Annotated in this window: 10 protein-coding genes and 1 pseudogene; 3 read left to right on the top strand and 8 right to left on the bottom strand. The window is 68.5% G+C overall.

The genetic code is table 11. From position 1 onward, the window contains the following. Positions 1-12 precede the first annotated feature (12 nt). Both JWP83_RS17540 and JWP83_RS17535 read left to right on the top strand, forming a co-directional pair. Positions 13-1,497, top strand: coding sequence for an acetyl-CoA acetyltransferase (locus JWP83_RS17540; protein ID WP_297732346.1), 1,485 nt, complete (start codon positions 13-15; stop codon positions 1,495-1,497). Between the two features lie 109 nt (positions 1,498-1,606). Beyond that, the gene (locus JWP83_RS17535) at positions 1,607-3,736 is read left to right on the top strand and encodes an NAD-dependent epimerase/dehydratase family protein (RefSeq protein WP_297732344.1); all 2,130 of its coding nucleotides are present in this window, start codon (positions 1,607-1,609) and stop codon (positions 3,734-3,736) included. Here the strand turns inward: JWP83_RS17535 and JWP83_RS17530 are convergent. The 7 genes and pseudogenes from JWP83_RS17530 to JWP83_RS17500 form a co-directional block, all read right to left on the bottom strand. Then, positions 3,733-4,959 (bottom strand): FAD-dependent oxidoreductase, encoded by a 1,227-nt coding sequence (locus JWP83_RS17530; RefSeq protein WP_297732342.1) that lies wholly within the window; start codon positions 4,957-4,959, stop codon positions 3,733-3,735. The two genes, JWP83_RS17535 and JWP83_RS17530, sit on opposite strands and share 4 nt — an antisense overlap. 47 nt (positions 4,960-5,006) lie before the next feature. Beyond that, positions 5,007-5,732 (bottom strand): DUF72 domain-containing protein, encoded by a 726-nt coding sequence (locus JWP83_RS17525; RefSeq protein WP_297732340.1) that lies wholly within the window; start codon positions 5,730-5,732, stop codon positions 5,007-5,009. Between the two features lie 7 nt (positions 5,733-5,739). Next, a pseudogene (locus tag JWP83_RS17520) lies at positions 5,740-6,376 on the bottom strand (endonuclease). Positions 6,377-6,419: 43 nt separating this feature from the next. After that, complete coding sequence (locus JWP83_RS17515) at positions 6,420-6,752, bottom strand: TfoX/Sxy family protein (protein ID WP_297732338.1); 333 nt, start codon at positions 6,750-6,752, stop codon at positions 6,420-6,422. Between the two features lie 149 nt (positions 6,753-6,901). Further along, positions 6,902-7,252 carry a hypothetical protein gene (locus tag JWP83_RS17510; RefSeq protein WP_297732336.1) on the bottom strand — a complete coding sequence of 117 codons (351 nt, stop codon included), beginning with the start codon at positions 7,250-7,252 and terminating at the stop codon, positions 6,902-6,904. 191 nt (positions 7,253-7,443) lie between these two features. Continuing rightward, the gene (gene lon / locus JWP83_RS17505; RefSeq protein WP_297732334.1) at positions 7,444-9,774 is read right to left on the bottom strand and encodes an endopeptidase La; all 2,331 of its coding nucleotides are present in this window, start codon (positions 9,772-9,774) and stop codon (positions 7,444-7,446) included. Positions 9,775-9,856: 82 nt separating this feature from the next. After that, a complete protein-coding gene (locus tag JWP83_RS17500) occupies positions 9,857-11,101 on the bottom strand; it encodes an alpha-hydroxy acid oxidase (protein ID WP_297732332.1) in 1,245 nt (414 codons plus the stop codon). Positions 11,102-11,119: 18 nt separating this feature from the next. Between JWP83_RS17500 and JWP83_RS17495 the strand changes: the two genes are divergently transcribed. Then, positions 11,120-11,557 (top strand): DUF1810 domain-containing protein, encoded by a 438-nt coding sequence (locus JWP83_RS17495; protein ID WP_297732330.1) that lies wholly within the window; start codon positions 11,120-11,122, stop codon positions 11,555-11,557. On the opposite strand, the gene JWP83_RS17490 is transcribed toward JWP83_RS17495, so the two are convergent. Next, positions 11,554-12,864: an alpha-amylase family protein gene (locus JWP83_RS17490; RefSeq protein WP_297732329.1), complete on the bottom strand. Its 1,311-nt coding sequence runs from the start codon at positions 12,862-12,864 to the stop codon at positions 11,554-11,556. The two genes, JWP83_RS17495 and JWP83_RS17490, sit on opposite strands and share 4 nt — an antisense overlap. Position 12,865 lies beyond the last annotated feature (1 nt).

The raw sequence follows: 12,865 nt of genomic DNA, 5'->3' as shown, positions 1-12,865 counted from the left end.
TAAATTCGTCGTATGACCGTCGACCCCAGGACACCGGTGTTGATCGGCTACGGCCAGGTCAACCACCGCGACGAGATCGACCCGGCCACGCGGTCGGTCGAACCGGTGGACCTGATGGCCGCCGCGGCCCGGCAGGCCGCGGACGCCCGGGTGTTCGAGGCCGTGGACTCCATCCGCGTGGTGAACGTGTTGTCGGCGCACTACCGCGATCCGGCGTTGTTGCTGGGCGAGCGGCTCGGCGCCGCGGGGTTCACCACCCGTTACAGCCCCGTCGGCGGCAACGTCCCGCAGTCGCTGGTCAACCAGGCCTGCCTGGACATTCAGCGGGGCCGGGCCGGTGTCGTGCTGCTCGCGGGCGCCGAAACCTGGCGCACCCGGCGGGGACTGAAGGCCAAGGGAAGCAAACTCGAGTGGACGGTTCAGGACGAATCCGTACCGACGGCCGAGGTCGCCGGTGACGACGTCCCGATGGCCGGCGACGCCGAGCTCAGGGTCGGACTGAACCTACCGGCCTACGTCTACCCGCTGTTCGAGCAGGCGCTTCGCGTCGCGAACGGCGAGTCGGTCGAGGACCACCTCAAGCGCATCGGCGAGCTGTGGGCACGGTTTAACGCCGTCGCGGTCGACAACCCGCACGCGTGGATCCGCAAACCGGTGACCGCCGAGGAAATCCGGCGGCCCGGACCGCAGAACCGGATGATCAGCTGGCCCTACACCAAGTTGATGAACTCCAACAACATGGTCGACCAGGGCGCCGCGCTGGTCCTGACGTCGGTCGAGCAGGCGAAGCGGCTGCAAGTCCCCGCCGACCGGTGGGTCTACCCGCACGCGGGCACCGACGCGCACGACACCCCGTCCATCGCCGAGCGCGACGAGCTGCACCGCTCGGCGGCCATCCGGATCGGCGGCGCGCGGGCGCTGCAGCTGGCCGGCCTGGGCATCGACGACGTCGATTACGTCGACCTGTACTCCTGTTTCCCCTCCGCCGTTCAGGTCGCGGCCGCCGAACTCGGACTGAGCGTCGACGACCCGGCCCGCCCGCTCACCGTCACCGGCGGGCTGACCTTCGCGGGTGGCCCGTGGAGCAACTACGTCATGCATTCCATCGCTACCATGGCCGAACTGCTGGTGACCAACCCCGGGCGTCGCGCCCTCGTCACCGCCAACGGCGGGTACCTGACCAAACACAGCTTCGGCGTCTACGGCACCGAGCCGCCGGCCGAATTCCGTTGGGAAGATGCGCAGCCGGCGGTGGACCGCCAGCCCACCCGCGAGGGCCTGGTCGAGTGGGACGGCGTCGGGACAGTCGAAGCGTGGACGGCGCCGTTCAACCGCGAGGGACAACCCGAGAAGGCGTTCGTGGCGGTGCGCACGCCCGACGGGGCCCGCACCCTGGCCGTCATCGCCGATCCCGGTTCCGCCGAAGCGACCGTGCGTGAAGATATTGGTGGCGCCAAGGTTGCCGTCACCCCGGACGGCGGAGCGGCGCTGCGGTAACCGCCCGAATACATCGCCACAGGCCAGCGGGTCCCAGAAGGGGTAACGGTCGCGTAGGTGACGCCGACCTGCCTATTGTCGTGTTGGACGTTGGGGGAGGTGAGCCCAGGTGCGCATCCTGGTTACCGACGCCACCGGCGCAATAGGGCGGCTGGTCGCACGGCAGCTGATCGCTGCCGGACACACGGTCAGCGGGATTGCTGAGCACCCCCACCCCTGCCTGGATCCCGGCGTCGAATTCGTTTGCGCGCCGCCGAGCGACCCCGTCCTGCAAGACCTGGCCGATGAAGCCGACGCGGTGATCCACCTGGGCCCGATCGACACCAGCGCGCCCGGCAGCGCAGACATCGGCGGAGTCGTCCATGTCACCCACGCGGCCGCCCGCGCCGGTGCGCGGCTGCTGTTCGTGTCCCAGGCCGCAGGCCGGCCCGAGCTGTATCGACCCGCCGAGGAGCTGGTGTCCACGAGCTGGGCACCCAGCCTGGTCGTCCGGATCGCGCCGCCGGTCGGCCGCCAGCTCGATTGGATGGTGTGCCGCACGGTGGCCACGCTGCTGCGCAGCAGGGTTTCGACCCAGCCGATGCGCGTCCTGCACATCGACGACCTGGTCCGCTTCCTGGTGTTCTCGCTGAACAGCGACCGCACCGGCGTGGTGGACGTCGCCACCCCCGACACCACCAACGTGGTCACCGCGTGGCGGGTGCTGCGATCCGTTGACCCGCGCTCGCGACTGCATCGGGTTCGCAGCTGGTCGACATTGATTCCGAAAATGGATATCACTGCGGTGCAAGAGGATTGGGGCTTTGAATTCGGCTGGCAGGCGCTCGAAGCGGTCGCCGACACCGCGCGTGGGCTCGCCGGGCGCCGGCTCCTTCCGGCGGGCGCGCTCAGCCGCGGCGGCCAGCTCGCACTCCCGGTGGAGGTCCTCCCACGCTCCCGGCCGTCTGACGAATTGCACAGCGCGGCCCCCGACGGGATGGAGGGGGAGTTCGACGATCGGATCGATCCCCGGTTCCCCGTCTTCAGTGCGGCCCGGCTCGCCGAGGCGCTGCCCGGCCCGTTGACCCCGATGACGCTCGACGTCCAGCTGGGAGGGCTGCGCGCGGCCAGCCGGGTGATGGGTCAGGTGCTCGCGCTCGGCGGCGTGGTCGACGACGAGTGGAGCAGCCGGGCGATCGCGGTCTTCGGCCATCGCGCCTACGTCGGGGTGTCCGCCAACGTCGTCGCCGCCACCCAACTGCCCGGATGGGACCAGCACGCCGTCGCCCGGCACGCCCTGGTCGACCAACCGCATGTGGGGGACGTCCTGCCGTTCGGTGAGCCGAAGCTGGCCGAGGGGGCGCTCGGGTCGATCGCCAAAGCTGTCGTCACCGCGCGCTCGCTAACACTCATGCGCCATCTCAGGCGCGACACGCTGGCCTACCGCGCGGCCGCCGAGGCCGAACGCTCCGACGCCGCACAGCTGGAGGCGCTGCCGGATGCCGCCCTCGAAGTCCGCGTGCCGCTGTTGCGGGATCGCATCCACCAGGGCTGGATCCTCACGGCGTTGTGGCTGATCGATTCCGGCGTCACCGCGGCGGCCCTGGAACACACGCGTGCCGCGTCCAGGGTGTCGGGGCTGGGCATGATCATGGAAAGCACCCGCATCGCGGCCGAGACCGCCGAGCTCGCGGCGGCGTTGCGCGGTGACCCGCCGTTGTGGGCGTTGGCCGCCGAAGGCAACATCGGCAGCATTCGTGCATTGTCTCCCGACACCGCCGGCGCTCTCGACGCCTCGGTCGCCAGGATCGGGCACCGCGGACCGGGTGAGGCCGAGCTGGCCAGCCCGGTGTTCGGCGACGATCCGGCGATGTTGCTCGTGGCGGCCGCTGAGGTGGCGGTACCCACGGTGGTCGCCGGCGCCGCGCCCGCCGGGCCGACGCGGCCACCCACGCTCGCCCGGCGAGTGGCCGAGAAAGCCCGCGGGTCGCGCGAGCTGGCTCACGACACCACCATCCGGTTCACCCATGAGCTGCGGATGACGTTGCGCAAGTTGGGATCTCGACGAGTCACGGCGGACCTGATCGACGTGGTTGACGATGTCTACTACCTGACCTGTGACGAACTGGTCACCATGCCGGCCGACGCTCGGCTGCGGATCAAACGCCGCCGCGCCGAACGGGAACGCCTGCAGGTACAACGCCCGCCCGAGGTCATCGACGGGAGCTGGACTCCACCCGATCAGTCCGCGGCCGACTAGAGCTCGGTAAGCGGCGACTGCGGATCTGTCAGCTTGTCGATGTCCACCGGAGTCTTCGAACGAATCAGGGCTTTGACGTCGTCGAGCACATCCCAGACATTGACGTTCATCCCGGCCAGTACCCGGTTTTCGTCATCCAGCCAGAACGCGACGAACTCACGGCCTGCCACATCGCCGCGGAATGCCACCCGCTCAAAGCTGGGCGCGTGTCCGACGTATTCCATTCCGAGGTCGTATTGGTCGGTGAAGAAATAGGGCAGCTCGGCGTATTCGCCTGGATTGCCCAGCATTCCGGCCGCCGCGACCGCGGGTTGTTTGAGGGCATTGGCCCAGTGCTCGGTGCGGATCCGGGTACTGAACAGCGGGTGTTCGGCGGCGGCGATGTCGCCGACCGCATAGATGTCGGGATCGGAGGTGCACAACGACGCATCGACAAGTATCCCGCCGTCACCCATGGACAACCCGGCCTGTTCGGCCAGTTCGACGTTCGGCTTGGCGCCGACGGCCACCAGCACCGCATCCGCGGTAACCGTCGATCCATCACGCAACTTCAGTCCGGTGGCCCGGCCTGCTGCCGTTGCAATCTCCTCCACGTGCGCCTCGAGCCGTAAGTCCACCCCGTGATGACGATGCAGGTCGGCAAACACCTCGCCGACGGTTTCTCCCAACGCGGCCAGCAGCGGTTGTCTGGCCGTCTCGACCACGGTCACATCGACACCGCGCTGGCGGGCCCCCGCTGCCACCTCCAGGCCGATCCATCCCGCACCCACGACTGCCAGCGAAGATCCTTCGGTAAGAACGGAATTCAGTGCCACGGCGTCGCCATATGTCCGCAGGTAGTGGACTCGGTCGGCGTCAGCTCCGGGGATCGGCGGGCGCCGCGAGGCCGACCCCGTCGCCAGCATGAGCTTGTTGTAGGCCACGGTGCTGCCGTCGGGAAGCCCGACCGTGTGTCGGGCGGCGTCCAAGGACGACACCCGCGCGTCCAGCCTCAGGTCGACGTGGTTATCCCGATACCAGTCGGAGTTCTGCACAGTGAAGTCGGCGAGCGACTTCTTCCCGGCGAGATACTCCTTGGAAAGCGGGGGCCGCTCGTAGGGCAGCAGCTTCTCTTCGCCGAATAAGATGACATGGCCGTCAAACCCGCTGCCGCGCAAGGCTTCTACGGATTTCGCTCCGGCAAGTCCGCCGCCGATGATTACGAATGTGGTCGAGCTGGCCATGATCCCGCTCCGTCCTGCCTCCGAATTTCCAGCCTACCCGGGGCGGCTCACTCCAGAAGTTCTCGCAATGTCAGCGCATTGCGCACGGCGTGGCCGCCCAGATCGTTGTTGAAATACATCCACACGTCCCTGCCGTCGCCGTCCCACTCGGTGATCCGGTCGGCCCAGCGCCGCAGCTCGTCGTCCGAGTAGCAGCCGGCATAGATCGCATCCTGGTCCGGGCCGTGCATCCGGACATACACCAGATCGGTGGTGGCGCGTGGCACGCACGCCAGTCCGGCGCCGCTCATCACCACGTACGCGGCGCGGCGGCGCTCCAGCAACTCGTACACGGCCGGGGCGTTCCAGGACGGGTGCCGCAGCTCGACGGCCACGCGGATGGACTCCGGCACGCTGCCCAGGAAGGCATCCAGGCGCGCGTCGTCACGCCGTTGCTCGGGGTGCAGTTGGACCAGCAGCACCCCGTGGCGATCTCCCAGCAGCTGCCAGCAGCGCTCGAACCGCTCGATCCATGGTTCGGGCGAGGATAGCCGGCGGTAGTGCGTCAGCCCCCGATGCGCCTTGACCGACATCCTGAACCCGTCGGGCAGCTGATCGCGCCAACCGGCGAACGTCGAATCCTTGGGCCAGCGGTAGAAACTCGCGTTCAGCTCGACGGTGTCGAAGGCCTCGACGTAGCGGGACAACCGGCGCGCCGAGGGCAAACCGGTCGGGTACAGCACATCCGCCCAGTGGTTGTAGGACCATCCGGAGGTGCCGATCCGTATGGTCAATGCCGGATCAACCGGACACCTGCCGGCGCACGTCGTCGTCCAATGATGCCCTGACGAGCGCGGCCGCCAGCCGCGCGTTGGCCCGCGGAGCAAGGGCTCCCAGCTTGGCCGGCTGAGCGGGCAGACCCAGTTGCTTGGCCGCCGCGGTGGCGCGGTCGTCGAAGTTGGGGGCGCGCCCAGGGCCAGACGTCTTGCACCTCGCGCAGGTAGATGTCGGCGCCTGTGTCACCGATTCCCTTGAATCGCTTCAGCATCCGTTTCGCCGCGGCGACGTCGTGCCGGCTGCGTTTGGCGATTTCGCGCAGGTCGCCGGAGTAGTCGTCGCGGACCCGCTCGGCCATGTCCGTGAGCCGGGTGGCCGAACTTTCGTCGTACCGCACGTAGTGGGCGCGGCCAAATGCGCTGATCATGGTGCGCCGATCCGATGCCAGCACGGCCTTGGGCGAGCGCAGGCCCGCCTTGAACAATTCACGGGCGGCGCCCATGGCGATGGCGGCATCGATCGGCTTGCTGGCGAGCATGCACAGCACCAGCAACTGGAACAGCGGCATCGGCTTGTCATTGATCTTGACACCGGCCTCGGCCGCGTACGTCGTGCCGGCGACCTCGAGCAGTCGTCGCACCAGTTCTTCGCGCTGGTCCATACGGCTCCGCTTACCCGCACCGTCTCCGAGCAAACCGCGGCCGTTACTTTGGGCGCAGGCTGCGGGCGTAGCCGGTGCCCCGGGTGACCCAACTCTGCAGCTGCCGTTTGGTTTTTACGCCGTCGAGGTCGACGCGTAACCAGCCGCGGGCTTCCCGGCCCGCCATCACCATCGGGCCGACGTGCGGACGCTCCAGCAGCTCGTCGGTGTCCTCCGGCGGTACCCGTACCAGCAACCCGCCCTGGCCGCTGGCGGCCACCGACATGTTGCCGTTGATCAGGAAAGCCAGGCCACCGAACATTCGCTTTTCCTCGACGCCCCCCTCGGCGCCCAGCAGTTCGCGGATCCGGTTGGCCAGGTCTTCGTCGTACGCCATGGGCCGACCTTAACGGTGGCAACCGACAATTCGCCGAGCCTGTAATTTTGCAGGCCTCAACTCGGCTTCTCCTGCGGATTTACAGGCTCGGCGAAGGCTGCGACGAAGACAGCCGCCCCTGTTTGGAGGCGGCTGTCTCGTTGTGCCCTTTAGGTCGCGTATGCGACGAATTGACCACCGGGCAGGAAGACACCCCACGCGTTCACGCCCGGGTTAAACACCACCGGGTATGCCATCGGATTGCCCGGGGGCATCCAGGTGGGCGGGTATCCGTAGCCGACCGGATCGTTGTAGTGCCCCGGCGGCGGGAATCCCTGCTGCCCCGGCGGAAGCGGAGTACCCGGTCCGTTGCAGTTGACGCCCGGACCGCCGACACAACCCGGCCCCGGCGGGTTCGGGCCATGCGGGTCGGCCTGCGCCAAACCGGCACCAACCCCGAGCACAGCGGACCCCAACGCGCCGGCCATTGCCGCGCTGGCTGCTATTTTCGTCAGCTTCATGGTGAGAACTCCTTGTCTCGCGGTCCGGCTGCTTTACACAGCACTGAACTGCGTTGACTTGTTGTTCATTTACCGACACCTAGGCTTGGCTACCCGGGCGGGGGAAGCGAAAAACCTCTCCCTCCCGATTCATTGGCATCGAGGGGCACTCGACATGCGCCGAATACCCTTCGCCCCAGCCGCATTGGGTATCAGGCGGCAGCCGAAGCGCCCGCGGCAGCCGGTTCGAGCGCCTGAGCGACGATCTCGGCGACGTCGGTCATCGGCTTCACGTCCAGCGCGGCGAGCACCTCGGCGGGGACGTCGTCCAGGTCCGGCTCATTGCGCGACGGGATGAAAACCGTTGACAGACCGGCCCGTTGGGCGGCCAGCAGCTTCTGCTTCACACCGCCGATCGGCAGCACCCGGCCGTTCAGCGTGACCTCGCCCGTCATCCCGACGTCGGAGCGGACCTGACGCCCGGTGGCCATCGACACCAGCGCGGTCACCATCGTGACACCGGCCGACGGGCCGTCCTTGGGCACCGCGCCGGCCGGCACGTGCACGTGGATGCGCCGATCCAGCGCCTTGGGGTCGACACCCAGCGCGTGAGCGTGCGAGCGCACGTAGGACAGCGCGATCTGCGCCGACTCCTTCATCACGTCACCCAACTGACCGGTCAACTGCAAACCCGGCTCGCCATCGGTCGCCCCGGCTTCGATGTAGAGGACGTCGCCGCCCAGGCCGGTCACGGCCAGGCCGGTGGCCACGCCCGGCACCGCCGTGCGTTCCGCCGATTCCGGCGTGAAGCGCGGCCGGCCAAGGTAACCCACCAAATCGGGCTCATCTAGGATTTTCGGGGCCATCGCCCCGCTCTCCTCGGCCAGCTTGGTCGTCACCTTGCGCATCGCCTTGGCCAGCAGCCGCTCGAACTGCCGCACACCCGGCTCGCGGGTGTAATCGGCGGCGATCTTGCGCAGCGCGGCGTCGGTGACGGCGACCTCGTCGTCGTTCAGCGCCGCGCGCTCCCGCTGCCGGGGCAGCAGGTAATCACGGGCGATGGCGACCTTGTCGTCCTCGGTGTAACCGTCGATCTGCACCAGCTCCATGCGGTCCAGCAGCGCCGACGGGATGTTCTCGATCACATTGGCGGTGGCCAGGAACACCACGTCGGACAAATCCAGGTCCAGATCCAGGTAGTGGTCGCGGAACGTGTGGTTCTGCGCCGGGTCGAGCACCTCGAGCAGCGCCGCGCTTGGGTCACCGCGGTAGTCGGAACCGACCTTGTCGACCTCGTCCAGCAGCACAACGGGATTCATCGAACCCGCCTCGCCGATCGCGCGCACGATCCGGCCCGGCAGCGCGCCCACGTAGGTGCGCCGGTGCCCGCGGATCTCGGCCTCGTCGCGCACACCGCCCAGGGCGACGCGCACGAACTTGCGGCCCAGCGCCCGGGCCACGCTCTCGCCCAGCGACGTCTTGCCGACGCCGGGGGGACCGGCCAGCGCCATCACGGCGCCGGAACCACGCCCGCCGACGACCTGCAGCCCGCGCTCGGCGCGCCGGCTCCGCACCGCCAGATACTCGACGATGCGGTCCTTGACGTCATCGAGCCCGTGGTGGTCGGCGTCCAGGATTTCCCGCGCCGCCGTCAGATTCGTCGAATCCTCCGTCTTGACGTTCCAGGGCAGGTCCAGCACGGTGTCCAGCCAGGTACGGATCCAGCCGCTTTCCGGGCTCTGGTCGCTGGCCCGTTCCAGCTTGCCGACCTCGCGCAGCGCGGCCTCGCGCACCTTCTCGGGCAGCTCGGCGGCCTCCACGCGGGCGCGATAATCGTCCGAACCGTCGGGTTCACCCTCGCCGAGCTCCTTGCGGATCGCGGCCAGCTGTTGGCGCAGCAGGAATTCCTTCTGCGTCTTCTCCATGCCCTCGCGGACGTCCTCGGCGATCTTGTCGTTGACCTCGACCTCGGCGAGGTGGCCGCTGGTCCAGTCGATCAGCACCCGCAGCCGCTCGGCCACATCGACGGTTTCCAGCAGCTGGCGCTTCTCCACGTCCGTCAGGTAGGACGCGTACCCGGACGTGTCCGCCAGCGCCGACGGATCGGTCAGGCTGTTGACGTAGTCGATGATCTGCCAGGCCTCGCGCCGCTGCAGCATGGCCAGCAGCAACTTCTTGTACTCCGCCGCCAGGGCCTTGATTTCATCGGTCGGCTCGGTCTCCGGCGCCTCGGTCACCTCGACCCACAGCGCGGCGCCGGGCCCGGAAGCGCCGGCTCCGATGTGCGCCCGGCGCTCGCCGCGCACGACGGCGGCGGTGCCGCCGCCTCCGGCGATCCGTCCGACCTGCAAAATCTTGGCGATCACGCCGTGGGTCGGGTACCGGTCGTCCAGCCGGGGGGCGATCAGCAGCTGCCCGGACTCGCTGGCCTGCGCGGCGTCGATCGCCGCTCGTGCTGCGTCGTCCAGCGCAATCGGCACCACCATTCCCGGCAACACGATCGTCGCGGTGAACAACACCGGCACTGACATGGCTTCAGCCATCAATCCTCCAAAAGTTGAGTCTCCTGCGCTTAACCCAGCCGGGCGGCAGTTTGTTCCCGGCCAGCGCAGCGTCACACAGGCGTTATGCTGGCGGCGAAATCGGCCCTAGGCGCCGCAGCTGCGACACGTGCTTGGGCGAAAGCTCCTCGAGGCAGGTGACGCCGAGCAGCGCCATCGTGCGCGTCACACCGCCCTGCAGGATCTCGATCGCGCGGGTCACACCCGCCTCGCCACCCGCCATCAGCCCGTACAGGTAGGCCCGCCCGATCAGCGTGCAGCGGGCCCCCAGCGCGATCGCCGCCACGATGTCCGCGCCGGACATGATGCCGGTGTCGAGCAGGATCTCGGTGTGCTTGCCCAGCTCACGGGCGACCGCCGGCAACAGGTGGAAGGGCACCGGGGCCCGATCCAGCTGGCGCCCACCGTGATTGGACAACACGATGCCGTCGACGCCGCGGTCGACCACGGCGCGGGCGTCGTCGAGTGTCTGGATTCCCTTGACGACGAGCTTGCCGGGCCATTGGGCCTTGATCCACTCCAAGTCATCGAAGGTCAGGCTGGGGTCGAACATCGTGCTGAGATACTCGCCGACGGTGCCCGACCACCGATCCAGCGACGCGAAGGCCAGCGGCTCGGTGGTCAGCAGGTCGAACCACCACTTCGGGTGCGGCACCGCGTCCAGGACGGTCCGCAGCGTCAGCGTCGGCGGGATCGTCATACCGTTGCGGTTGTCGCGCAGCCGCGCGCCCGCGACCGGGACGTCGACGGTCGCCAGCAGGGTATCGAATCCCGCGTCCGCCGCGCGCTGCACCAGCGCCATCGAGCGGTCCCGATCGCGCCACATGTACAGCTGAAACCACTTGCGGCCCTGGGGAACAGCGCTCACCAGATCCTCGATCGCGGTGGTGCCCAGGGTGGAGAGCGAGAACGGGATCCCGGCCCGCGCCGCCGCCTGTGCGCCGGCGATCTCACCGTCGGTATGCATCAACCGGGTGAATCCGGTAGGCGCGATCCCGAACGGCAGGACCACCGGCTGGCCCAGGACGTTCCATCCGGCGGTCACGTTGGAGACGTCGCGCAGAATCGTCGGGTGAAACTCGATGTCGCGGAAGGCTTGCCGGGCCCGCTCGATGGACAGCTCATCCTCGGCCGCGCCGTCGGTGTAATCGAACGCCGCCTTGGGGGTGCGGCGTCTGGCGATGCGGCGCAGGTCTTCGATGGTGAACGCGGCGTCCAGGCGGCGCTTGGTCGCGTCGAACTGCGGTCGTTTGAACTGGATCAGCGGCGCCAGGTCGCGCACCTTGGGCACTCGTCGCTTGACCCGCATATATGCCACCGTAGTCAAATGGCCTTGGTGAGCGATCCCTTCGACCTGAAGCGTTTCGTGGACGCGCAGGCCCCGGTCTACCGCAGCGTCGTCGACGAGCTGCGCGGCGGACGAAAACGCGGCCACTGGATGTGGTTCGTCTTCCCGCAGATCCGCGGCCTGGGCAGCAGCCCGATGGCGGTGCGCTACGGCATCTCCTCGCTCGAGGAGGCCCGCGCCTACCTGGCGCACGCGCTGCTCGGACCCCGACTGCACGAGTGCGCTCGGCTGGTCAACGAGGTGCGGGGCCGTTCGATCGGGGAGATCTTCGGCTCGCCCGACGACCTCAAGCTGCGCTCGTCGATGACGCTGTTCGCCCACGCCACGGACGCCAACGAGGACTTCGTCGCACTGCTCGATAGGTACTACGACGGCCAGCAGGATCAGCCGACGCTGGCGCGGCTGACGGGCCCTTAGGCGGGGCTGAGTATCCGCCAGCCGTGGGGTTCCACCACCAGTGTTTCGACGACCTCCTGCGGCGGGGCGGCCGATCCGCCCACGACCCGCGCGCGGGGAGTGCCCACTTCCGGAAGCACCACCCGCAGCGGTTCGTCGTCGATGTTGAGCGCGACGAGCAGCGCGTTGTCGCCGCTGCGGGCCTCGTAGACGTAGTGCCGATTGCCGAGCCGCAACGCGGTCGTCGATGCCGCGTGCAGCCAGGCATGGCGACGCCGCAGCCCGATGAGGTACTGGTGCAACGCCCACAGGTCGGCGCCGAACGCGTCCAATTCCACTGGGGGAGTCCCGAACTCGGGGCGCACCGCGTCGTCGCCGCCGTACCGCTCCTCCTTGATGCCGCGGAATCCGAGCTCGTCGCCGGCGTACACGCTGGGCACCCCGCCGACGGTCAGCAGGATCACCAGCGCGTGGGCCACGTGTTCGGGGCGTTCGAGCCGGCTGGCGATGCGGGTGACGTCGTGATTGCCGATGAACGTCAGCGGGGCGAAGGCGGCCAGAAACTCGTTGTGCCGCTGCAGCGCCCAGTCCAGCTCAAAGAAATTGCCGTCGTTGAGGCCGCTCCAGATCGCCTTCCACAGCTCGTATTGGGTCGCCGAGTCGAACTTCGCCGCCTCGACCACCGCGGCATAGTCACCGTGGATGAGCTCGCCCACGAACCAGGCATCCGGAAACTGCTCGCGGACCCTCGGCAGCGTCGCAGCCCAGAATTGTTCCGGCACAACATACGCCGCGTCCAGGCGCCAGCCGTCCGCGCCGCGCCGCAACCAGTGCGCCATCACGTCGACGGCGTAGTCGATGACCTCGGGGTTGTCGTGGTTGAGGGTGATGAGCTCCGCGTGGCCCTCGAACGCGTGGAAGCGGCCCGGGCGCCCGCGAAACCAGCGGGCCGACGCCTCATCGTTGGGCGCCTCCTGATACCGCGGGAAGTCCACGCCGACGTGATTGAACACGCCGTCGAGCAGTATGCGCAGCCCGCGGCGATGCGCCTCGGCCACCAGGTAATCAAAGTCGGCGTCGTCCCCGAGCCGCGGATCGATCCGGTGGTGGTCGGTGGTGTCGTAACCGTGGGTGCGCGAGGCGAAGATCGGTCCCAACGCGATCCCCGATGCCCCCAGCGCGATGACGTGGTCGAACCAGTCGACGAGCCGCCGCAGCCGATGTTGGCCCGGCTGCGGCGGCTGCGACGACGGTGGAAACGCGCCGACGAACCCCAGCGGATAGACCTGCCACCAGATCGCGTGCTCGATCCAGGCGGGTTTCGTCACA

It is taken from the genome of Mycobacterium sp., assembly GCF_025965855.1.
Taxonomy (GTDB): Bacteria; Actinomycetota; Actinomycetes; order Mycobacteriales; family Mycobacteriaceae; genus Mycobacterium.
Note: the sequence above shows the minus strand (reverse complement) of the source record. Positions and strands in the feature narration are given on the sequence as shown.

Coding starts and splice junctions, on each gene's coding strand:
- JWP83_RS17515 (WP_297732338.1), bottom strand. CDS start 6,752: ATGGCGTACGACGAAGACCTGGCCAACCGGATCCGCGAACTGCTGGGC.
- JWP83_RS17495 (WP_297732330.1), top strand. CDS start 11,120: ATGGCCTTGGTGAGCGATCCCTTCGACCTGAAGCGTTTCGTGGACGCG.
- JWP83_RS17530 (WP_297732342.1), bottom strand. CDS start 4,959: ATGGCCAGCTCGACCACATTCGTAATCATCGGCGGCGGACTTGCCGGA.
- JWP83_RS17510 (WP_297732336.1), bottom strand. CDS start 7,252: ATGAAGCTGACGAAAATAGCAGCCAGCGCGGCAATGGCCGGCGCGTTG.
- JWP83_RS17500 (WP_297732332.1), bottom strand. CDS start 11,101: ATGCGGGTCAAGCGACGAGTGCCCAAGGTGCGCGACCTGGCGCCGCTG.
- lon (WP_297732334.1), bottom strand. CDS start 9,774: ATGGCTGAAGCCATGTCAGTGCCGGTGTTGTTCACCGCGACGATCGTG.
- JWP83_RS17540 (WP_297732346.1), top strand. CDS start 13: ATGACCGTCGACCCCAGGACACCGGTGTTGATCGGCTACGGCCAGGTC.